At 48.9% G+C, this 22,042-nt stretch carries 23 protein-coding genes; 14 read left to right on the top strand and 9 right to left on the bottom strand.

Going from position 1 to position 22,042, the window contains the following annotated elements:
* The first annotated feature begins 5 nt into the window (after positions 1-5).
* From AC5SV9_RS06430 to AC5SV9_RS06400, 7 genes are all read left to right on the top strand, one after another.
* Positions 6-3,446: a pilus assembly protein gene (locus tag AC5SV9_RS06430; protein WP_475147310.1), complete on the top strand. Its 3,441-nt coding sequence runs from the start codon at positions 6-8 to the stop codon at positions 3,444-3,446.
* A gap of 8 nt (positions 3,447-3,454) precedes the next feature.
* The gene (locus AC5SV9_RS06425) at positions 3,455-3,868 is read left to right on the top strand and encodes a type IV pilin protein (protein WP_475147309.1); all 414 of its coding nucleotides are present in this window, start codon (positions 3,455-3,457) and stop codon (positions 3,866-3,868) included.
* A gap of 75 nt (positions 3,869-3,943) precedes the next feature.
* Entirely contained in the window at positions 3,944-4,435 is a 492-nt protein-coding gene (gene pilV / locus AC5SV9_RS06420) for a type IV pilus modification protein PilV (RefSeq protein ID WP_475147308.1), read from the top strand.
* Positions 4,436-4,437: 2 nt separating this feature from the next.
* Complete coding sequence (locus tag AC5SV9_RS06415) at positions 4,438-5,391, top strand: PilW family protein (RefSeq protein ID WP_475147306.1); 954 nt, start codon at positions 4,438-4,440, stop codon at positions 5,389-5,391.
* A gap of 9 nt (positions 5,392-5,400) precedes the next feature.
* Positions 5,401-5,772, top strand: coding sequence for a hypothetical protein (locus tag AC5SV9_RS06410; protein ID WP_331922478.1), 372 nt, complete (start codon positions 5,401-5,403; stop codon positions 5,770-5,772).
* Position 5,773: 1 nt separating this feature from the next.
* Positions 5,774-6,847, top strand: a complete 1,074-nt coding sequence (locus AC5SV9_RS06405) for a hypothetical protein (protein ID WP_475147303.1) — start codon at positions 5,774-5,776, stop codon at positions 6,845-6,847.
* A complete protein-coding gene (locus AC5SV9_RS06400; RefSeq protein WP_475147302.1) occupies positions 6,848-7,252 on the top strand; it encodes a type IV pilin protein in 405 nt (134 codons plus the stop codon). It abuts the gene before it with no gap.
* Here AC5SV9_RS06400 and AC5SV9_RS06395 read toward each other — a convergent pair whose 3' ends face one another.
* Both AC5SV9_RS06395 and nadE read right to left on the bottom strand, forming a co-directional pair.
* Positions 7,253-7,756: a GspH/FimT family pseudopilin gene (locus AC5SV9_RS06395; protein ID WP_475147300.1), complete on the bottom strand. Its 504-nt coding sequence runs from the start codon at positions 7,754-7,756 to the stop codon at positions 7,253-7,255.
* An 83-nt stretch (positions 7,757-7,839) separates the two neighbouring features.
* A complete protein-coding gene (nadE, locus tag AC5SV9_RS06390) occupies positions 7,840-8,667 on the bottom strand; it encodes an NAD(+) synthase (protein ID WP_475147297.1) in 828 nt (275 codons plus the stop codon).
* A gap of 149 nt (positions 8,668-8,816) precedes the next feature.
* Between nadE and glnB the strand changes: the two genes are divergently transcribed.
* Both glnB and AC5SV9_RS06380 read left to right on the top strand, forming a co-directional pair.
* Positions 8,817-9,155 (top strand): nitrogen regulatory protein P-II, encoded by a 339-nt coding sequence (gene glnB / locus AC5SV9_RS06385; protein WP_226767508.1) that lies wholly within the window; start codon positions 8,817-8,819, stop codon positions 9,153-9,155.
* 110 nt (positions 9,156-9,265) lie between these two features.
* The gene (locus AC5SV9_RS06380; RefSeq protein WP_475147294.1) at positions 9,266-10,162 is read left to right on the top strand and encodes a M28 family peptidase; all 897 of its coding nucleotides are present in this window, start codon (positions 9,266-9,268) and stop codon (positions 10,160-10,162) included.
* A 6-nt stretch (positions 10,163-10,168) separates the two neighbouring features.
* Here the strand turns inward: AC5SV9_RS06380 and AC5SV9_RS06375 are convergent, their stop codons facing one another.
* From AC5SV9_RS06375 to AC5SV9_RS06365, 3 genes are read right to left on the bottom strand one after another with little or no spacing between them, the layout of a single operon-like run.
* On the bottom strand, positions 10,169-11,680 hold the full coding sequence (locus tag AC5SV9_RS06375; protein ID WP_475147292.1) for an FAD-binding domain-containing protein: 1,512 nt from the start codon (positions 11,678-11,680) through the stop codon (positions 10,169-10,171).
* The gene (locus tag AC5SV9_RS06370; protein WP_475147290.1) at positions 11,677-12,960 is read right to left on the bottom strand and encodes a DASH family cryptochrome; all 1,284 of its coding nucleotides are present in this window, start codon (positions 12,958-12,960) and stop codon (positions 11,677-11,679) included. The genes AC5SV9_RS06375 and AC5SV9_RS06370 overlap by 4 nt, the downstream gene beginning before the upstream one ends.
* Positions 12,957-14,486: a cryptochrome/photolyase family protein gene (locus AC5SV9_RS06365; RefSeq protein WP_475147289.1), complete on the bottom strand. Its 1,530-nt coding sequence runs from the start codon at positions 14,484-14,486 to the stop codon at positions 12,957-12,959. The genes AC5SV9_RS06370 and AC5SV9_RS06365 overlap by 4 nt, the downstream gene beginning before the upstream one ends.
* 128 nt (positions 14,487-14,614) lie before the next feature.
* Between AC5SV9_RS06365 and AC5SV9_RS06360 the strand changes: the two genes are divergently transcribed.
* Positions 14,615-15,172, top strand: coding sequence for a ZrgA family zinc uptake protein (locus tag AC5SV9_RS06360; RefSeq protein WP_475147286.1), 558 nt, complete (start codon positions 14,615-14,617; stop codon positions 15,170-15,172).
* A 45-nt stretch (positions 15,173-15,217) separates the two neighbouring features.
* Here AC5SV9_RS06360 and AC5SV9_RS06355 read toward each other — a convergent pair whose 3' ends face one another.
* Positions 15,218-15,778 carry a DUF3299 domain-containing protein gene (locus AC5SV9_RS06355; RefSeq protein ID WP_273022968.1) on the bottom strand — a complete coding sequence of 187 codons (561 nt, stop codon included), beginning with the start codon at positions 15,776-15,778 and terminating at the stop codon, positions 15,218-15,220.
* A gap of 71 nt (positions 15,779-15,849) precedes the next feature.
* Between AC5SV9_RS06355 and AC5SV9_RS06350 the strand changes: the two genes are divergently transcribed.
* Together AC5SV9_RS06350 and AC5SV9_RS06345 are read left to right on the top strand one after the other, a co-directional pair.
* Entirely contained in the window at positions 15,850-16,542 is a 693-nt protein-coding gene (locus tag AC5SV9_RS06350) for an ABC transporter ATP-binding protein (protein ID WP_475147284.1), read from the top strand.
* Positions 16,536-17,792 carry an ABC transporter permease gene (locus tag AC5SV9_RS06345; RefSeq protein ID WP_475147283.1) on the top strand — a complete coding sequence of 419 codons (1,257 nt, stop codon included), beginning with the start codon at positions 16,536-16,538 and terminating at the stop codon, positions 17,790-17,792. Before AC5SV9_RS06350 ends, AC5SV9_RS06345 begins: the two co-directional genes overlap by 7 nt.
* On the opposite strand, the gene AC5SV9_RS06340 is transcribed toward AC5SV9_RS06345, so the two are convergent.
* Entirely contained in the window at positions 17,782-19,149 is a 1,368-nt protein-coding gene (locus AC5SV9_RS06340) for a sensor histidine kinase (RefSeq protein ID WP_475147280.1), read from the bottom strand. The two genes, AC5SV9_RS06345 and AC5SV9_RS06340, sit on opposite strands and share 11 nt — an antisense overlap.
* 168 nt (positions 19,150-19,317) lie before the next feature.
* Here AC5SV9_RS06340 and AC5SV9_RS06335 point away from each other — a divergent pair, with 168 nt between their 5' ends.
* Entirely contained in the window at positions 19,318-19,818 is a 501-nt protein-coding gene (locus AC5SV9_RS06335; protein WP_475147279.1) for a DUF1543 domain-containing protein, read from the top strand.
* On the opposite strand, the gene AC5SV9_RS06330 is transcribed toward AC5SV9_RS06335, so the two are convergent.
* Entirely contained in the window at positions 19,815-20,627 is an 813-nt protein-coding gene (locus AC5SV9_RS06330) for a PEP-CTERM/exosortase system-associated acyltransferase (protein ID WP_475147277.1), read from the bottom strand. The genes AC5SV9_RS06335 and AC5SV9_RS06330 overlap by 4 nt on opposite strands.
* A 276-nt stretch (positions 20,628-20,903) precedes the next feature.
* On the bottom strand, positions 20,904-21,392 hold the full coding sequence (locus AC5SV9_RS06325) for a MarR family winged helix-turn-helix transcriptional regulator (RefSeq protein WP_397471703.1): 489 nt from the start codon (positions 21,390-21,392) through the stop codon (positions 20,904-20,906).
* 184 nt (positions 21,393-21,576) lie between these two features.
* On the opposite strand from AC5SV9_RS06325, the gene AC5SV9_RS06320 reads away from it, so the two are divergent.
* Positions 21,577-21,996, top strand: coding sequence for an organic hydroperoxide resistance protein (locus tag AC5SV9_RS06320; RefSeq protein WP_475147275.1), 420 nt, complete (start codon positions 21,577-21,579; stop codon positions 21,994-21,996).
* Positions 21,997-22,042: the final 46 nt, after the last annotated feature.

The following is a 22,042-nucleotide window of genomic DNA, read 5'->3' as shown; positions in this document are numbered from 1 at the left end:
TATTAATGAATATATGTAATTTAATGCCGTCATTTCGCTTAGCCTTTATGACTGGAATGTTGTTTGGCGTTGCAACTGCGCATGCAGCCGTTGAAATTTCAAACACGCCACTGCAAACCGGCAGTGCTGTGCCGCCTAATATAATGTTTATTATTGACGATTCAGGTTCTATGCACTTTGAATTGTTACCGGATGATATTGTGTTTGGTGATAAACGTTACATTTTTCCCCGGGCAAATAATGTGTACGGCCCTAGTGATTATAGTAACTATGTTCCAACAGTAGAAAGTGGCGAACCTTACAATGCTCTTACGCGTTCGGCACAGCAAAACAAAAGTTATTATGACCCCTCTGTAACCTATAAGCCCTGGGTTAGAGCCGATGGGACGAGTTTTCCTAATGTCAATCCTGCATGTGCCTGGCATAACCCGGTAAATACCGGTACTTGCCCTTCGGATACTACTGTTAACTCTCTGGCACGTGATTTAACCCGCAATAATGGCCGATATAACAGCAACCGTTGGTATAAATGTAGCTCCAATGGCAGCTGTAGTTACGACACAAACAACCGGAGCTTCTGGCCCGCAACCTACTTTTACCACAAGGGTGGAAGCGAATGGCAGTGGGATAACTACACCAAAGTTGAAATTAAAAGCAGTACCCCTACATACACCGGCCATGGCCGCACCAGCCGGACTGATTGTAATAATGGTACTTGTACTTACAACCAGGAAATGCAGAATTTTGCTAACTGGTATACCTATCACCGCTCACGTATTCTGACCAGCCGTGGAGGCATAGGGCAGGCCTTTGTTAATCAGTCAGAAAAAATGCGCGTTGGTTTCGGTGCCATTAATAAAGGTAGCTCCTCCGTTGATAGCGTGAATACCGGCGTCATAGTGCGGGGTGTTAGGGAGTTTAAAGGCGCGGCAAAAAGTAACTTTTACTCTGATTTGTACACCCGAGATATTCCCGCTGCTGGCACGCCTTTATTGTCTGCGCTGGATGCTGCTGGCCGTTACTTTTCACGTGAAGATAGTCGCGGCCCTTGGGGGTTAAATCCAGGTTCTGGTAACGAATCTACGTTGGATCATATTACCTGCCGGCAGAACTTTACCATATTAATGACAGATGGCTACTGGTCCGATGGCGACACTGCGTCGAACGTTGGTAACCAAGATGGTACACCGGGGCTAACTATACTAAGGCCGGAAGGAGACTCTGGAGAAAACTATAAATATGAACCGGTAGGCCCGTTTTCTGATGGCAACAGCACAACATTGGCAGATGTTGCCATGAAATACTGGAAAAACGATCTACGTCCAACTTTAGCTAATAATGTGCCTTCCGATCTCTATGTTAACCCGGCATTCTGGCAGCATATGGTCACCTTTGGTGTGGGGTTAGGTGTAACGGGTAAGGTGGTACCCAAAAATGCATTTGATGCAGTGGGGCCGAAAACCGTTATTAGTTGGGACAGCCCCTTTGCCGGTGACACTGACGCGAAAAACAGTGCGAAAATTGATGACTTGCTGCATGCGTCATTAAACAGCCGTGGTGGTTTCTTTACTGCAGAAAAACCAGATATTTTCGCCATTGAGCTGGAAAATACCCTGAATTCCATTGCGGGTCGTGTTGCTTCAGCGTCAAACCTTACTGGTACTACTACCTCGTTGCAAACAGAAAACTTTGTCTACCAGGGGAGTTTGAACTCAACTGACTGGAGTGGTTCGCTAAAGGCCAAAAATGTTGATCAGTTAGATGGCGTAGTGTGGGAGTCCAATTTTCCGGCGTGGGATAAACGGAATATTTTATTTGGGCGAAAAAATGGCGTAGCTGCCGTATTTACACCCACTAACGTTAATGGTGATGCGAATGCGTTAAGCGGCAAAGATGCGTTAGTAAATTATTTGCGTGGTGATAAAACGTTAGAAAGTGGTAACAATGCGCAATTTCGCCCGCGTAGTTCGCTGTTAGGTGACATTGCTAACTCATCACCCGCTTACGTCGCTGCAGCAGTTAACCGTGATTATCAGCGCTACAATTGGGAAGGAGCAGGCAGTTATCAAGCGTTTTTGGCTGAGCAAAAAACGAGGGAGCCCATTGTTTATGTTGGCGCCAATGACGGTATGTTACACGCTTTTAATGGTAAAACCGGTACTGAATTAATGGCCTATGTACCGCAAAAAATGCTAACTGTAGAAGCTGACTTAGCATCTTATGCCAGTATTACTTATAAGCATAAATACTTCGTCGATGGTTCACCTGTTATAGCTGATACTTATATTAATGGTAACTGGCGCTCTATTTTACTAGGTTCTTTAGGGCGCGGTGGTAATAGTTTATTCGCTATTGACGTAACAGACCCGCAAGCGTTGGCGGGGGAAGAACGTGCAGGCAAAATTCTGTGGGACAAGAACTTTCCAGAGTTAGGTATTACCACTAGTAAGCCTACCATCGCCAGGTTAAATAATGGCAAATGGGCCGCAGTAGTGGGGTTTGGTTATAACAACAGTACGAATAAAGCCGGGTTGTTAGTAATCGATTTAGCAAATGGTAGCGTTATTCGAACGATTACTACCGACAGTGCCAGTGAAAATGGCCTGGGCCAGGTAGAAGGTTGGGACAGAAACAGTGATGGCAATATGGACTGGTTTTTTGGTGGTGATTTAAAGGGGAATGTCTGGAAGTTTGACTTGTCCGATCAGAACCCCGATATGTGGGGGGTCGCTTATGAACAGCGGCCATTATTTACTGCTGTTGATGACGCAGGCGTTCCACAACCCATCACCGGCGGCGTGTCTTTATCGTCACAACCTGAAACTGGCCAGCTTTGGGTATTCTTCGGTACAGGGAAAATGCTATCGGCAGAAGATCCGCTGCGCAGTGATGCCAACACCTGGTATGGCATCAGAGATGGCGAAGTAATTAACAATAAAGCGGAATTAAAGCCACGTAATATCATCGCTCAGCAGGATGACGCCCGCGTTATTGAAGCTGGCGCACCCTATGATATGGCCGATTTGCGTGGTTGGTATATTAACCTGGATGACCAGCGGGAGCGCATAGTGAACCGGCCGCAAATAGTGGGTAACAGCCTGGTGATTAATACGGTGGCACCGGGTGACAATGAATGTAACCCGCAGGGCAGTGGTTGGATCATGTCAGTTAATCCTTATACCGGTGGCAGGCTAAATTACACCTATTTTGATCGAAACAAAGACAATAAATTTGATAATACTGATGGTTTAACCATTAATGGTGACGTTACACCAGTATCAGCAGTGCGGTTTGATGGTATGCCAAGTGAGCCTGCAGTGTTCAGAAACGATGATGGTACCGCGACGCTGGTAACCGGTTTAGCAGATACCCGCATAGCCGATACTGATGTGCAGCCAGGCTTTCTACAAGGCCGGGTGTCATGGAGGGAGTTAACTAATCAATGAGTATTTATATGAACAGTAATACTAAGCAAAAAGGCATCACGCTAATTGAGTTGATGGTAGTGGTAGCCATAATGGGTATTTTGGCGTCGATAGCTTATCCGTCGTATCAGAACCACGTACAACGTTCAAACCGTGCGGCGGCAGTAGCATGTTTAGCGGAGTTGGCTCAGTTTATGGAACGCAGCTATACGGCCGCATTTAGTTATGCTGGCATTGAACTACCAGCATTGCAGTGTGTTACTGATGCTGCTGGCCGCTATAACTTTGCTCTTAATGATTTGGCTGCACGCACTTACACGCTAAGTGCGATGCCGTTAGGCCCGCAAGTTGGTGATGGTTGTGGCGCGTTAACACTTGACCAAGCCGGACGAAAAGGTGCTAATGGTGGTTTTGACGCGGCAGTAGTGCGGCAATGTTGGTGATTTTTTAAATCCAAATTTGATTTATTGAAATAATGTTGTAACTTTAAGGTTAATTTTAACCTTTGGCATACGGATATGCGGTTACAACATGGATTCAGCTTAGTCGAAGTACTGGTTACTTTACTGATTTTAAAAGTTGGCTTACTTGGTGTCTTAGCTGCACAGACATTTAGCTTACGCCAGTTGCAGGATGCTATTCAGCGTACTCAGGCCATAGCATTAAGCCATGGCTTGTTTAGTGAGGTTCGTGCTAATCCGCGTTTAGCCGCGATGCTTGGACCACAGATAACCCGTCAATCTGAACTTCCTTCTGATCCCACATGTAATTTTGACCACGCCTGTACGGCCGAACAGGTTGCTGCTTCCCAACTGAATAGTTGGGCGCATAGCCTGCAAACATCAGCTGGTGCCAGTTTGCTTAACCCGGCTTTTTGTCTGCAACAACAAGCCGGGGCTTTACAGCTGGCGGTAAGTTGGCAGCAACGTGGCGCTATCTCTGCGGCTGTGTCGGGTTGTGAGGCAGCAACAGGGCGCAGTGCTTTTGTCATTCAGGGCGGCGGACAATAAGCATGAAGCATCAGAATGGGTTTACATTAACCGAGCTAATGATAGCTATGTTGCTGGGCCTTTTATTGATGGGCATGGCAGTAACTGCATTTAGTGTAGCCAGTCGCTCTGCCCGTCAAGCAAACCAACTGGCTGAGTTGCAGCAAAATGCGCAATTAGTCATGACGTTATTTCAAAATGAATTGGCGAATGTTGGCTTTTGGGGAGGGCGCTCAGATCCCTTAGCCGCGCTTGCTTTTCCTATGCCTGCCGCACCGGCAGGAGATTGTGTTGAGCAATTGCTGGACAGTGGCAGTTTTCCTCAGCCGGCACAGGATTTTGTCACCTTGTACGCGCAGACAACCGGTGCCGGGCGTCAGCTGAACTGTATTTCCAACCCGCTACCACAGACAGAGTTGCTGCAGTTAAAACGGCTTATTGGGGCAAAGACTGATCTGGGTGATATGCGGCAGAACAGGTTTTATCTGGAAACAGATTGGCAGCATAGCAGATTCGTAGACGGTGGCAGCCCCATGCTGAACGAGCGTTACGGATATTTTCCCTATCAGCATCTGGTGTTCTATTTACAGCAACAACGGGTCGATGGCGCGACTATACCTGTTCTGATGCGTAAACGGTTGACAAGAAACCAGGCCGGGAGTGCGGTGATCAGTACTGATTCAGTGCTGGATGGCGTTGAGCGCATGCACTTTGAATTTGGCATAGATAGCGATTTTGATGGCAAGCTGAATTTTAACCTTGCAACCAGACAAATGCCTGCAGAGTTGTGGTCGCAGCGCTCCGGCAGAATCGTGAGCCTGAAGTATCATGTACTGCTGCGTGCCCGCGACCCGGATCAGCACTATGTCAATCAGCAGCGCTATGATATGGGGATTGAGCAGTTTGTGGCGCCTGGCGACCATTACCGGCGACTACTTATCAGTAGCAGTGTTTATTTTAATAATGCAGCGTTGTAGGAGCACAATATGACGCAGACGAAGGGTATGGTGCTGATACTGGCACTGGTGTTTTTACTTGTCATGACATTACTGGTAACGGCCAGTTTGCTGATCAGCCAGCTCAGCCATAAAGCGGCTTTGGCGGGGCAGCAACAACTACAGGTCTCTCAGCAAGCATTACAGCAACACTTCACTCAGGCTACTGCGCTGGCTGATGATAACGCTGTACCTACAGAGGTTATGGCGGACTGCCCGGCTCAGTATGCGGGTTGGTCTGCCGGCGCTTTGCGCTGTGAAGTATTTTATCTCAGTACTGATACGTATTCTGACAATCGCCAATTTTACGCGGGTTACAGCAGTATTATGCTGAAACAGCATTTGGCCGTGCAGGATAATTAATATGACACTGTCCAGATTGATTGCGGTTATCACACTGTTGTTGCCGGGTATCAGTATTGGCTGTGACTTAAACGAACCTGGGCCGGTCGCGGCTACGTTGCCCTCATTGGCTGACGCGCAAAGTACCCGGCAAGTGTTGCTGAGTAACAATGTCCAGCTACAGGTACCTGATGCAGATGGTGTGTTAAAAATGCACAGTGCCGAAAGCTTTGCATTACTTGGGCAGATATCAGAGTGGCCAACTTTTTCTGGTCAAATCAGCAGTATAAAAGCGCAGCCAGTGCTGTTAGACCTGGATTACGACGGGATTACGGATGCAGTCTATGTCGTCGATGTAAGTGGATTACTATGGTTTGTCAGATTGAACCGCAGTGGTTTTTCTGAGCCAGTGCTGCTGGCTGATTTCAGCGAGACAGAGGCGGTGTTCCGCCAACCTTTGCAGCTGGTGCAAGTTTTGGCGCCTGATGGTTTGGGCGCCATGCGGCGGCAAACCATGCTGTTAGTTACCGGATCTGCTGCGCAAGGCGATATTCTGCTGGCGGTTAAGCATACTGAACAACGGGACACACCCTGGCAAGTGACTGATTTAACTGACAGAACTGAGCTGGATGCTGATGAACCGCGCTATGGCATAGCAGAGCAGCTATGGCAGCAAATTCAACAAGGTGGAGGTTGGTACGTAAAGCTTAATCAGCGGGTCATTGCTAAACCAGAAGTTTATGCTGGCGTAGTGTACCTTACCGGCGCTCAGCCTACTGCCGTTGGCGCAGACTGCTCTTTGACCGATGATGCTCAAAGCCAGTTGCACGCTTTTCATCTTCATCATGCCGGCCTGGTCTATAGCAGGCGTAACAGAGATATAACTCAACAGGGGCGGGGCAGTTTGATTTTAACTGAGAATGAGCAGGGAAGCCTGGTTCTTAGTTTGCAGCATGCCGCACAACAGCAAACGCTGCTAACTGAGCTGTTGGCCATTGATGCCAGCTGTGCTGATTGTGTAACAGCTGTTGATCATCAGCCCTTCCCGCGTATTCTCAGGTTGGCTACTTTTCAGGCTGAGCAGGATGCCCATTAAATGTTATTTGCGAAGAAATATGCTGGTTTTAGTCTGATCGAGTTGCTGGTAAGCCTTGCCATATTAGGCATTCTCGCTGCCATTTGCTATCCATCTTATCAGCAGCATGTATTGCGAAGTTATCGTTCGCAAGCCATCACTCAGTTGTTTCAGCTTGCTAACGCACAGGAGCAGTATCTGGCTGATTATGGTAATTATGCTGCAGATTTGCAGGCACTTGGTTTACCTGAAGCTGGGCTGCGGTATAGGTTTGAGTTGACATTGACCGATAGTCGTCAGGGATATCTGTTGGCGGCGCAGGCGCAAGGTTCACAGCGGGCGGATGCAGACTGTTTACTGTTTACTCTAAACCACATCGGGCAGCGAAATGCCGGGCAGCCGCAAAGTCTGCATTGCTGGGAGTAGTCATTCAGGGCAGGGTGAGGCAATCTTATTTAACCTGTTTCGACCAGCCTGATTTACTGTAAGGGTATAATGCCATTCCGCATCTTCTTTTCCACAATAGATAAAAGTGCCATTCTCAAAACCATTCAAACTGCCATCCCGGCGAAATGTAATAGCATCGCGGCTGAATTTTAATTTGTGGGCAGTGCTGACGGAAGGCAACTCTTTGAGTAACTGCGTGCTGGCATCAGGATACTGCAATGTCAGCTGCACGGGGGCACTGTGCCATTGATCTGAACAGGCTCCGTCAGCCATCGGGCAGACCCTTACTGGTAAGTTGCTGCTTGTGGCTGCAACGCGGGCATAAGCCAAATGTTGACTAAATTGACGGACATAGGCACTGGCACGTTGTTGGTCAATAAAAGCAGACATAGCCGGTACTGCAGTGGTGGCAAAAATAACCAGTATCGCCAGCGTCACCATTAATTCTGGAAAGCTAAAACCCTGTGATGATGTTGATTGCATACTATGCTTCCTGCGGAAAGACTCCGACAAAAAGCATAGTTTATTTTAATTAAATGTAACTTTTATTTTAAATTTAATTGCGGTTAATCGTAAATGGTGGGAATAGCCTGCCGCTTATGCTGGGTTTTCAAATAAATACCAATCAACTTATCGCTAACTTCACTTTCTACCGGTTTACCCTCAAGAAAATCGTCTATTTGCTCGTAAGTCAGGCCAAGCGCTGCTTCATCAGCTTTCTGTGGCGCCATACATTCTAAATCGGCTGTCGGGGTTTTCCCGACCAATATTTCAGGGGCACCAAGGGTTTTGCCAATCAACCGTACCTGACGTTTACTTAAACCAAACAATGGCGCCATGTCGCAGGCTCCATCCCCCCATTTAGTGTAAAAGCCGGTGATATTCTCAGCTGAATGGTCAGTACCCAATACCAAACCACCGGTTAATGCGGCAATATGGTACTGAATAACCATGCGGGTACGGGCTTTAACATTGCCCTTAGCAAAATCAGCCTGGGCGTCAGAGGCGGTGGCTAATCCCTGTGCTGCCATAGCACTCCAGGTTGCCTGATGAATTGCATCTGCGCCGGGCTGTACATTGACAGATAGCGCTTTAGAGGGGCGGATAAAATCGACAGCCTGTTGTGCTTCCGCCTCGTCTTTTTGGGTAGCATAAGGCAAGCGCACAGCGATAAACTGATAGTCCTCAGAAGTGTGGTTTAATTCTTCGACAGCCAGTTGAGCTAAACGACCACAAGTTGTCGAATCGATCCCGCCGCTGATGCCAAGCACAAGCGTTTTGAGGCCTGAAGCTGTCAGCCGTTGTTTAATAAAGTCTATGCGGCGGCGAATTTCGAACTGTGGGTCTATCTGCGGCAATACCCGCATTTCGGCGATAATCTGTGCTGCGTTCATCCTGTTTGGGCCTCTGCTGAAAATACAGGCCTATCTTACCGTGCTATACCCGTATCAGATCAAGTGATTGTTGGCGATTAACAGCTGAACAGTGCTTAGCCTTGTATTATACTGCAGCTTACTGCGCTGCCTAACAGACGGATATTGCAATGAAAAAGATTGAAGCCATCATTAAACCTTTTAAGCTGGACGATGTGCGTGAAGCGCTTGCTGATATTAGTATCACCGGCATGACTGTGACTGAAGTAAAAGGCTTTGGCCGCCAGAAAGGTCACACAGAGCTTTACCGTGGTGCAGAGTATATGGTGGATTTTTTGCCGAAAGTGAAGTTGGAGATTGTGGTACCCGATGAACAGACAGAGCGTTGTATCGAAGCCATTATCAAGACGGCACAAACCGGCCGCATTGGCGACGGTAAGATTTTTGTGTTTGACGTTGAAAGGGTGATCCGTATCCGCACTGGCGAAGAAGATGAAGATGCGATTTAGACAGTCAAATAAGTACGATTGGCTAACTGACTTGGCTCCGGAAGAAGCGGCTCGCCAGCGTTATGATGCTAAGCTGCAGGCACTGAAGTTATATCAAAGCAGGCATTAAGGTGATAAGACTGTTCTGCACTGCCTTGCTGTTTATTATGCAGGTGTCTTATGGTCAGATACTGGATGATATCCGCCAGCTTAGTAGCCCTGAGATGCAAGGCAGGGAAACCGGTTCAGCCGGTGCTGAAATGGCGCGGCATTTTATCAGTCAGCGCTATCAGTCTTTAGAACTTGAATCATTCGGCAACGCATATCAGCATGCTTTTACTTACGCTGGTTGGCAGGAAAAAACTGGCACTAATATGCTGGCTTACCGGCAAGGGTGCCGCTATCCACAGCAGTACATTGTAGTCAGTGCACATTATGATCACCTCGGACAAACAGGGCATAAAATATTCTTTGGCGCAGATGACAATGCGTCCGGAATTGCAGCCTTGCTTGAACTTGCTGCCAGATTGTCAGAAGTTTGCCCGGCTTATTCCTATATCTTTCTGGCAACAGATGCCGAAGAAAATGGCCTCTACGGCAGCAAAGCTTTTGTGGCCAACCCGCCGGTTGAGCTGAGTAGTATCGTATTAAACCTGAACCTTGATATGATTGGGCGAGCAGGCAAGCGCGGCAGGCTATATCTGACAGGAGCTAAGCGGTATCCTGCTTTAATGTCGCAGTTGGGTACTGAGTTTGGTAAGGTACAGTTTCTGTCTCACAGTGGGCCACCACGTGCTATCCGCAGCAATACGCGTTATGACTGGCCAGAAGCCAGCGATCACGGCCCTTTTCACCGTGCCGGCATCCGCTATTTATTTTTTGGTGGTCACGAGCATCCTGATTACCATACCCCTGAAGACACCTGGCAAAAAATAGACCCTAATTTTCTGGCGACGGCCATGCAGGCCATCTGGCGCACTGTGCAATGGCTGGAACAACAGCCGCCAGCCGTTCTAAAAGGCCAGTAGTCATGGTTACCAGTTAAAACTAAGCTGATTTTTAACGTTATTAGTTTTATTCGCAACCGGCCGTTTTCGGCTGGCGTGGCGGATAAACACAGCCTGCTGTTGTTGTTGCCAGCGAAGATGATCCTGCTGCGTTAACCACTGACGTATTTTGGCTCTGGCGCTTTGCTGAGCCTGTTGCAATTCAACCACCGGCGCCGGGTAATCAAGGCCTATCAGGCAGCCGTGTTGCTGTTGCATTGACAACGGCATCAGCCAGGGGGTGTGGATCCAGCTGTCAGGCACTGAGCTAAGCTCCGGTAACCACTGCCTGATAAATAACCCTCTGGCATCTTTTTGCTGGCTTTGTATTATCGGGTTATACATGCGGTTTGGGTTAATCCCTGTCGTACCTGCCTGCATCTGAATTTGCGGATAGTGGATACCAGGTTCGTAATCTATAAAGCATTGGGCCAGATGCAAAGCAACAGGCCGCCAATGCAGCCACAAATGATAACTTGCGAATGCGACCAGCATAGCGCGGGCACGAAAATGCAGCCAGCCGGTGGCTAGCAGGCTACGCATTGCTGCATCAATTAGTGGATAGCCTGTCGTGCCGGTCTTCCAGGCCTGGAAATAAGTGGGGTTAAAATCTGTTTCACGCAGGCCATCGAAGCCGCGGTGCATGTTAAAAAATTCAATAGCCGGTTCATCCTCCAGCTTTTGTATAAAGTGGCAATGCCAGCGCAACCGGCTGAAGAACGCTTGCAAACCTTGTATGTGTCGCGGCTTTTTTGCCGTTTTCATGGCCAGATAGCTTTGCTGTTGTAATTGTCTGAGACTAAGCATGCCATAGCTAATAAAAGGACTAAGCCGGGAGCAGCTGTGTACCGCCTGTGCTGGTAGTGATATATGCTGGCGGTAGCTGCTGCAGCGTGTAGCAAAAAAGCTGTTGCTAGTCTGTGTTGCGGCTGTAGCACTTTGCCACGATTGGCAAAGTGGCAGATCTGTAGCGCGGGTTGGCGCCAACGCAGATAAGTTCCAGTCGGGCTGCACGATAAAAGGCAGCGAGCTGACAGTGGGCGTAACTGCAGATTTGAGCCAGTTATCAGCCAGTGTAAACCAGTTGTCACGGCTGTTTAAGCGCCGGAACACCGCGAACTGGCGGTATTGATGCCAGGGAATATTCAGGCTTCGCAATAAACGCTTTACGGCAAGATCGCGCTGGTAGGTCCATAGGTTACCTGTTTCTTCATGGCTATATACAGCACTGATACCATATTGCTGGCATAAGTACCTAAGTGTAGTGCTGGCTGGGCCCTTTGCGATTAAAAGAGGCTGGCCAAGTGCCTGAAGCTTTGTATTTAACTGCACAAGCGCGGCAGATATAAATTGCCAGTGTCGCAACGACACATCACTTTGCTGCCAATAGTCAGGTTCAATAATATAAACCGGCAATACGGCGCCATGGCGGGCAGCCTGATAAAACGGTTGGTGATCATCAATTCGCAGATCTCGCTTAAACCAGACTAAAGCCGTCATAATGCCAGCACGCCCGTTATTGCATGAACAAAGCAGCCATCCGGGTCGTAAAGTTGTGCCTGCTTTTGCACATTAAAGTGGCGGGCCTGACTATTGCCGGTGCCGGCAATGTAAGCCCAATTGCCCCAATTGCTGGCACAGTCATAATCCAGCAGGCGCTGTTCGAAGTAAGCTGCGCCCAGGCGCCAGTCAATACCCAAATCGTGGATAAGATAACTGGCAACATTTTGTCTGCCGCGGTTACTCATTAAGCCGGTTTGATTTAACAGGGTCATATTGGCATCGATAAAGGCATTACCGGTATTCGCACTGCACCAGTTACGAAAATGCTGTTGCTGGTCGGTGTTCAATACCGGCGCGGTGAGGTTGATTTGACTCTGAATGCCGCCTTTGCTAAACCAGCGAGCGTCATATTTGCGGAATTGCCAACGGAAGAACTCGCGCCAGAGCAACTCAAACTTCAGCCAGTAGGTTGAGTCATTTGCCAGGATTTGCTGCTCGAAACGCTCAATTTCGTGCCATAACCAGCGTACCGACAAGCTGCCTACTGCCAGTGCAGAAGAGCTAAAACTTGCATAGTGTTTTCCAATCAGCTGATTCCGGCTGTCTTTATAGTGCACAATATGCTGCTGTTGCCAGATATAATGCTTCAGGTGAGTCATGGCCGCGTCTTCGCTGGCTTTAAACTGCAGCTGCTGCGGCAAGTACTGTTGCAGTAACTGAGTGAAGTCAGCATTGTAACGCTCTGTCTGAGCAGGTGTAAGCCAGGTGTCGTCCGGCATGGCAGTGTCAACTGGGAGAGCAACCCGCAGCGATGGCTCGTATTGTTTACGAAAGGCAGTAAAGCTGTCTGGCAGGTTTGCCAACCCGGGATCTGATGTGGTACCGAGCAGGGAGTTGCAATCGAGCATGGTGACACTGAGCTGCTGTGACAGCCTGGCTATTGCAGCGTTTTCATAGGTCGCTACCGGCTTGGCGCAGTACAGGCGCGTTGCACCCAGTTGCTGTGCCAGTTTTAGCAGGCTCTGCGCCGTATCACCAAACAGGGTAATGAGGCCAATATTTCGCGCTGCCAGAGCATTGCTCAGTGAGCGGATAACGGATAGTTGTTGCTGCAGTCTTTGCAGGTTTGCGCGCTTGATACCATATTGCTGGCCGAAGAATGCAGGCCGGTTTAACACTATAACAGCTGCTTTAGCGCTGCTGCCATCAGCAATATGCAACAACGGGTTATCATGCAGTCGCAAGGTGTCATTTAACAGGATCAAAGCCACACTCATAACTGCTCCAGCGTATCGAGTATCTGAGCGGCTTTGGCCAGAATGTGGGCTTTGTCTTCATCACTACGTTTGTGCCAGTTTGCATAAGCTAGCGCCAGACGCGGGTTGGCCGACAGCCGTTGCTGATTACGTTGCAAAAAGTCCCAGTACAGCGCATTAAACGGGCATGCGTCCGCCCCGGTAGTGTTTTTTACGTTGTAACTGCAGTGTTTACAGTAGTTGCTCATACGGTTGATGTAAGCGCCGCTTGCCGCATAAGGCTTTGACGCCAGCATGCCGCCATCAGCAAATAATGCCATGCCAAGGGTGTTAGGTAATTCCACCCATTCATAGGCATCGGCATAAACGGCCAGATACCAGTCTGTCATTTCATCGACTGACAGGCCTGCCAGCAGGGCAAAGTTACCGGTGATCATCAGCCGCTGAATATGGTGCGAGTAAGCATGATCAACAGTGCTTTTTATCGCCTGCTGCATGCAGCGCATCTTAGTACTGCCGTGCCAGTAGTAGCCGGGCAGCGGGCGCGTGGCATTGAAGACGTTATGTTGTTTGTAAGCCGGCATTTTCAGCCAGTAGAAGCCCCGAACATATTCGCGCCAGCCTATTAACTGGCGGATAAAACCTTCCGCCGCATTTAGTGGTACCAAACCTTGCTGATAGGCCTGCTGGACTTTATTGCACATCCAGCGCACATCCAGTAAGCCGCAGTTTAAATAGGCGGAACAGATACTGTGTTGTAAAAACGGTTGCTCAAGACGCATAGCATCCTGGTAATCACCAAAGTGTGGCAGTTGCTGCTTTACAAAGTGTAAAAACGCCGCGCGCGCCTCTTTGCCTGTTACTGCATAGCTAAAATTGTCGCTGCGGCCCATATTGGCTGCAAATTGCTGCTGCACCAGCTCAGCGACTTCAGCTGTAATGGCATCGGGAGCAAAGCTGAGTGGCGCATCAGGTTGTTGCTGTTCTGGCCAGGCTTTACGATTGTCGCTGTCGTAATTCCATTTACCCCCTTCGGGCTTATCACCTTGCATCAGTAAGCCGGTATAACGGCGCATATCGCGGTAAAAATACTCCATTCTGAGCTGTTTTTTACCCTTGGCCCATTTGGCAAAGCGTATCAGGTCGCAGATAAAGCGGTCGTCGCTGAGGATCGTCACTGGTACAGCTAACAGCTGCTGCCAGCTGAGAATTTCCTGTTGCAACCTATATTCGCCGCATTCGGTAATGATGACTGTCGTTACAGCGGGATGCTGCGCCAGTACATGCTGCACAGCATCTGTCATGCTGGTAATTCCGGCAACGCTACCATATTTGATGTAACACACTTGGTATCCCTGCTGTTGCAAGGTTGCCGCAAAGTGGCGCATGGCGCTGAACAGTAAGATGATTTTGTGCTTGTGATGTTTCACATAGCTGGCTTCCCGGCCTACTTCGGCCAGCATAATAATGTCATCTGGCTGCAGCTGCTGCAGGCTGGCTAATGCTGGGCTTAACTGGTCGCCCAATACAACTATCAGTCTTGGCATGATATACACTGTATGCAGTTTAATGCAGGCTGGTACGGACAGCGGGCAGCCAGGGATCAGTATGTAGCGTCGCAGCAAAATTTTGTGTTATGTTATAACAATTGCAGGTTTGCTCACCGGAGATACAAATGAAGTACAAAACCCTAATACTAAGTTTGATGCTGTCGGCTCTGCCGCTTACAGCATTCGGCCATACCGATGCTGAAGAACATCAACATGACCACGCCACGGACGAGTTCACGGCTTTGGGCAGCCACGTGCATGGTAAGGCGCTGTTAACGCTGGTACTGGAGGGCAATGAGATGCAGCTGGCGTTTGAATCTGCCGCGCAAAGTGTCGTTGGGTTTGAGCATAAGCCCACAACTGCCGAACAAAAACAGGAAGTTGAAGCGGCCATTGCCGTGTTTAACCAGGCAGACTGGTTTAGTGTGAATCAGGATGCGAATTGTGAACTGGCGCAGGCTGATGCCAGTACCGATCTGACCGAGCCTCACGCCAACGAAGGCCATGCCGATTTTTATGCTAACTATCTGTTATTGTGCCAGCGTCCGGCCCGGTTAAATCAGTTGCAACTGCATGTGTTTAGTTTGCTGCCGACGTTGGAGCATATCGAGGTGCAGTGGATTATCAATGGGCGCCAGGGAGCGGCTGAAGCAACCTTACAAAACAGTACTGTCAGTTTTTGAAGCAAAAACGGCAGCCAGAGCTGCCGTTCATACGTTACAGAATGTTTAGTAGGTATATTCTTCTACACTGTCAGCTTTCAGGCTGTATGCGGCCTGGCCTAAATCGTGAGTCATCACTTCTGTTGTTAAGGTACCGCTTATCCAAAATGGCGAGTAAATCATGTCGGCTTTTAAGTTCTTGGCACCACTTACAAAAATCATCTGATTTGGCGGCGGTGGTGGCACGTGAATACATGCCCCAAAATAAGGCACCAGAAAGAAGCTGGTAACATTTTGCTCGCTGTCAAATTCCAGCGGTACAATAAAGCCCGGTACCCGGATTTTTGTATTGTTATATTTTTCAACCACCTTGGCTGACTTCAGTATTTGCTGCCACTGCTTCGCTGCCGGGTCATCGCCCTGGTAATTATCATCAAACGGCGAAGGCTGGCTGTAATCATGCTGAACTTCAGGCATTTGTTGCAGCGCTTTTAAATCTTCTTCCGGCATTAAATCTGTCCACTCAATAGTCACTGCTTCACTGGCATGCAGCGAAGCCGAGAATAGGGCGGTTGAACAACATGCGACCAGTGTCATATATAACGCAACAGATAACGTCCGTAGCATTGGAGCTTGCTCCCCTAAGTTGGCATAATGGCAAAAAACGTCCACATCATAACATGACACTGAGTACGCCTGTGACTGACAAGCCGAAAATTCCTGCCATTGATCTCAAACAGGTGCAGTTTTACTACCGGCCCGGTGGCTGGCAGCTGACACTGCCTGAACTGACTTTACACAGCGGCCAGCACTTATTTGTGCGCGGCGCTTCCGGTAGCGGTAAAACGACCTTACTGAACTTGTTGTGTGGTATCACCCGGCCAGTCAGTGGTGAGCTGTTTATCAGCGGGCATGCTTTACATAAATTATCCGGCGGTGCCCGGGATAGCTTGCGGGCTAAGCACATAGGTGTGGTGTTTCAGCAACTGAACCTTATTCCTTATCTGTCTGTGCTGGATAACACCTTACTGAGTAGTCATTTTGCCGGGCAAAATAAAGCTGAGGCATTAAGCCGGGCTGAACAGTTGTTACAACGCCTTAGCCTGCAGCAATCATTGTGGCAGCAGCCGGCATCAGAGCTTAGTGTCGGTCAGCAGCAGCGCGTAGCCATTGCAAGAGCCTTGTTGCCACGGCCGACGTTACTGATTGCCGATGAGCCAACCTCGGCACTGGACAGCGACAACCGGGATGCATTTATGCGGGTGATGCTGGCAGAGGCTGATGCGAACAGCTGTACTGTGGTATTTGTCAGCCATGACAGAAGCCTGCAGCAGTATTTTCATTACCAGCTGGATATGCTGCAGCTGGCGCAAGGAGTTCAGCCATGTTAATGAAACTGGCCAGGCTTAGCCTGTGGAACCGGCGTGGCACTGTGCTGATGACCTGGCTGTCACTGACGATCAGTATCGCGTTGCTACTGGGTATCGATCATTTACGTACTGAAGCCAAAAATAGCTTCACCAGTACGGTATCCGGCACAGATCTTATTGTAGGTGCGCGCTCCGGGCAGCTTAATCTGTTGCTTTATTCAGTATTTCGTATTGGCAATGCTACCGCCAATATCAGCTGGCCAAGTTATCAGCGCATTATCAAGCATCCACAAATTGCGTGGAGTATCCCAATATCGCTTGGCGATTCACACCGTGGTTACCGGGTAATGGGCACCAGTGGCGAGTATTTTCAGTATTACCGTTATGCCAACAGCCAGCCTTTGGTGCTAAAAGAGGGGACGGCTTTTTCCGGCGTATTTGAAACCGTGCTCGGTGCCGATGTAGCGCAAAAGCTCGGTTACAGGCTTGGCCAGCAAATTGAACTGTCGCATGGCGTTGGTGCAGTCAGTTTTAGTCAGCATAAAGATAAACCCTTTACTGTAGTGGGCATCTTGGCCAGAACCGGTACGCCGGTCGATCAGACGGTGCACGTTAGTCTGGAGGCGATAGAAGCTATTCACCTGGACTGGCAACAGGGCGCGCCAATGCCAGGGCGCCAGCTTAATGCGGAACAGGCGCTGGCGCAGGATCTTACCCCTAAGTCGATTACCGCTTTTATGGTCGGGCTGAAATCGCGGATGGCAACGTTCACGTTACAGCGGCAAATCAATGAATATAAAAACGAACCTCTGACCGCTATTTTACCAGGCGTTGCTTTGGCTGAGCTGTGGCAAATGCTGGGTATGGTTGAAAACCTGTTATTAGTCATCAGTTTGCTGGTGTTATTGGCTGCGCTGGTTGGCATGATAACTACACTGCTGGCGTCCATGAAACAGCGCCAGCGGGAAATGGCCGTGCTGCGGGCCGCCGGTGCACATCCCTGGTATTTATTTGTGCTGGTACAGCTGGAAGTGCTGTTGGTAACAGTGGTGTCTATGCTATCTGCCGCAGCGCTGTTATTTGTCAGTCTGGTGGTGTTACAGGATAAACTTGCAGCAGATTTTGGCTTGTTTGTCGGTTTGAATATTATCCGCTTGAACACGCTGTACTGGGCGTTGGCTATTATAGCGCTGTCGGTATTGCTGGCTATGGTCCCTGGTGTGCTGGCTTATCGTAAAACGCTGTCTGATGGTCTGACGGTCAGGCTGTAACCAGTGTAAGAGGTAGGGTCAGACTGACTGTACACCCTTTATCGGTGTTAAACAGCCTGACTTCTCCCTGCAACAGATGTGATACCAGATTAAATACCAGTGTCAGGCCAAGGCCTTTGGCGCCACTGCTGCGGCGGGTGGTAAAGAAGGGCTCAAAAGCGCGTGTCAGCTCATCATTGGTCATGCCGCGGCCGTTATCAGCCACATCCAGTTGCCAGCTGTGATTGTTCAGACTGGCACTTATCACTATTTGCCGTTGCTGTGGATTACTGAAAGCATGAATACAGGCATTTTCGACCAGCCGCGTTAACACCGTCGCTAGCGGGCTGGCAAAACTTTGCACTTCTAAGTCTGCTGGCAACTTTAGCGCTATTTGCACCTGATGCTGCTCAAGTACAGACGCCATACTGGTTAACACTTGCGGAATAAAGCGGTTAAGCTGCAGCCACTCTGCTTTCTGTTCGGTGCCGGTGGCTGCTGTTTGTTTAAAACTGTTTACCAAATCGACAGCTCGCTGCAAGTTGGCGTTGACCATTGTAATACTGTTTTTAATCGTACTGCCGCTCTGGCTGAATTGCTGACGGGTTAACCGGTTAGAGTGAAAAAGTTGCTCCAGTTCAAGCAAGGTGGCCTGAGCGTGGCTGTTAGCAGTAACCGCCACGCCGAGCGGGGTGTTAATTTCGTGTGCGATACCGCTGACTAACCGGCCCAGGCTGGCCATTTTTTCCACTTCAATCAACCGGTGCTGTGTCTGTTGTAATTGCTCCAGCGACTGCGTCAGCTCCTGCGTGCGCTGACTGATAATCTGCTCCAGTGAGCTGTTAAGTTGCTCGAGCTCTGTCTGGTAACCTATGCGCTCAGAGGCACTGAGTGCCCGGCCATAGATGTCAGCCAGAAAGCCGGCAAAAACGACCTCATCATCGCGCCATTTTTTTGTTGCCCGATGCTCAATACAGATAATTCCCACCATTTCGCCATGGTGGCGGATCGGTGTATCCAGCATGGAAAAAATCTGTAACGGGGTAAGGTAGTCTTTAGAAAATTCGCTGGTATGCGGATGCGTATGTGCATCCTCGGCGACGATATTGCGCTCTTCATCCAATGCAGCGAAGTAACGCGGAAAATTATGCCGGGTAAGGGTAATGTCCGGTTCTGCCAGATGCGTATCGCAATCAAGTAAATAGGTACAATGCATTTGTGAATGATCGTCTGACCATAGCCAGACACTTGCTCTATCGGTGCCCAATGCCTGATTTATAGCACTCAGAATAACCCGGTTGCTGGCCATTAAATCGCCTTTATCAACGTCAGGATTACGGCTGATTTGGGAGAGAATGTGCTGTAAATTAGCAAGCATGGGTTGCGTTAGTGCTCCACATTACGTTTTGGCAAATTTTGCACCTGTGAAAGCACATGTATAGCATCTAATAACGGTAAGTGCGAAATTTTATTGAGTTTTTTCATTATGTTGGCGCTGGTTAGATAACTGGCTATACTAGGCGCTTTAACGAATACAGAGAACCTTATGCAGCTGTTTTTAGTCTATATAGGTGGTACAGCGCCAGGAGCCAATATTGAGCTGCACGATGTGCGCTTCGTCGCCGCGGATAAAATAGAGGATACCTATCCGTTGCTGTGTCAGCAGTGGTTTGGCACCATCAAAGGCTTACATGTCGACAGCTATATGCAAATACAGCATATAGACGGTTACAGTGTCAGCTTGCACAGCGCGCCGCAGCACAGTGAGCAGAAATTGTTTTTCGTCAACTTTGGCGGATACTACCCGGATAAAATTGCCGAACAGCACGAATTCATGTTGTGTGTGGCGGCCAGTAATGTTGAGGCAAAGGCCAGGGCAAAACAGCGCCTGTTGACCCATGCTGACAGCCAGCACAAAGACGATCTGCTGGAATTAGATGATTGCTTTGCGCTGGAGCAGTTACAAGGTTTGTATATTCATCTGACACCGTCTGGCCAGACCCAGCCGATGCACCCTGACTGGTCTGGCTATCAGGTGATAGGTTAACGCACCGCCGGCTCGTCAGGCGCGCTGTAGCATAGCGTCATCTGTGGCCGGTTGCTGTTATCAAAAAGCTGTTTTTCCAGCAAGGCACGTAGCTGCAGATATTCCGGGCTTAAACTGGCATTGGTGGTGCGGGCATCAAGGTAATAGGGCGCCCTGATACCGTTGAACGCTATCGGTTCGCCTATCTGCACAAAATGCAGACCCACCCGGCGCAGGGCACGGGCAAGCGCCGGTTCTATCATGACATAGGTATGTATCCGTCCGGCGCGTAAACACAATATCTGTGCGGTCAGATACAGCGCCACGGCAACCAGCTTACTGCAAGCCCGTTCAAGTGAGGGTTGCCCGCTGAGCACCCGGCAGCGAATGGCTGCAGGCACTGCCAGGCGGGATATTTCGCAGATATGCTGACGGCTGAAATTAGTCGGTGCCAGTACGGTATTGGTAAAATTGCCGGCAAAATAATGCTCTATCGGTAACAGCTCATTTTTAAACTGCGATGTTACGATGCGAACCGTACCTGCTAATGAACCACTTAATATATGTTTTACCGCGACATGCATTGCGCGTTCATCATAACCGTCATACTCCAGTGCATCGGCCCGCTCGGGTTCAAACTGCAGTTCTTCACAATAAACCTGATGTCTGAGCTGATAAGTGGCCTGGCGTAACGGCTCGGTATTGGCCTGAATGGCACGGAAATAATCCGGGAAATAATGTGATAGTGAATGTGCTGTATGCTCAGGCTGCGCTGCGCAGGTAGGATCTGTCGCAATAGCGGCCGAGCTGGCTACAGATTGTAAGCTCATTTAGCGCCCCAAAGATCTAAGCTGCTGTGTTATCAGCAGGCGGTTTGGCATTAATATTTATAGTGCGCCTGACTAAGCCAATCCTTGGGTTTGTAAGCTGATACTCTTCAGAAGTACCACAGGCGCAAATACTATGCGGGGGAATTGCGGTGGGGTCAAACGTCTGGATAGCCAGATTTCCCTATAGCAGAACCAAGCTGGGCTAACAGTTTGATTTTAATCCAGGAAAAAAATTTCTTTTTTTAACGATTGTAACTGAGTGTTATTCAGCTGCTGTTAATCTGTTATATTAGCTTTTTTATCAGATAGCGTAGCCTGGCCGGCAGCACATTGCTCAAGTTGCTGAATATCAAGCTGAACTTGTCTGGCGAGCTGTCTTAACTGAATGAGCCGCTCATCACTTAGTGAAATTTGACAGCGCAGCGCCGGCATCACACTGGCAACCTGTATTTGCAGCGCTTTGCCACTGGCCGTTAACACCACATGTTTTACTCTTTCATCCTGCTTTGATGCTATACGTTGCAGCCAGCCTTTTTGTTCCAGCTTTTTCACCAGTGGCGTTAACGCGCCGGAGTCAAAAAGGGTTTTGCTGCTTAACTCACCTAAGCTGATATTGTCTTGCTGCCATAGCGCCAGCATCACAACATATTGCGGGTAGGTTAAATCAAATGGCTGCAGCAAAGGCCGGTACAGTCTGACCACGGCATTTGACGCACTGTATAAGGCAAAACATAGCTGCTGCTCTAACGGTAAAGTGTGTTTCATCGGCTTTTTCCGCATTATTTTCAGCTAGTGTAACAAACTTAAGCTACACCCTTATAGTGCCGCTGAATATAGAATAGCTATTTTTATTATATGCAAACATCTTGCGTGCAAGATTTATTGAGGCTACTATGTACCCGTTCTCTGAATACAACGCTCTCTGATAATCAACTTAACTGAGGAAACGATGATGGATATTCTTTACAAAGCAGTAGTAACGTCAACCGGTGGTCGTGATGGCGCCGCTAAATCTAACGATGGCTTGCTGGATGTAAAACTGGCTGCTCCAAAAGAGCTGGGTGGCGCCGGCGGTGCGACTAACCCTGAGCAATTATTTGCTGCAGGCTATTCAGCCTGTTTTATCGGTGCACTGAAGTTTGTTGCTGGTAGCGAGAAAGTTGCTTTGCCAAAAGATCTGAGCCTGCGCGCAGAAGTAGGGATCGGCAAAATTGAAGGTGGTTTTGGCCTGGATGTCGATTTATTCATCAACCTGCCAGGTATGGATAAAGCCGCAGCAGAAGCACTGGTCAATAAAGCACACCATGTTTGCCCATACTCAAATGCAACCCGCGGCAATGTTGATGTACGTTTACATGTAAACGTGTAATTCGCTTGTTGCTGTATAAGCCGGCCCTGGTGCCGGCTTTTTGCTT

The organism is Rheinheimera sp. ATLC3, from assembly GCF_059429535.1.
This window is presented reverse-complemented; position numbering and strand designations above follow the sequence as displayed.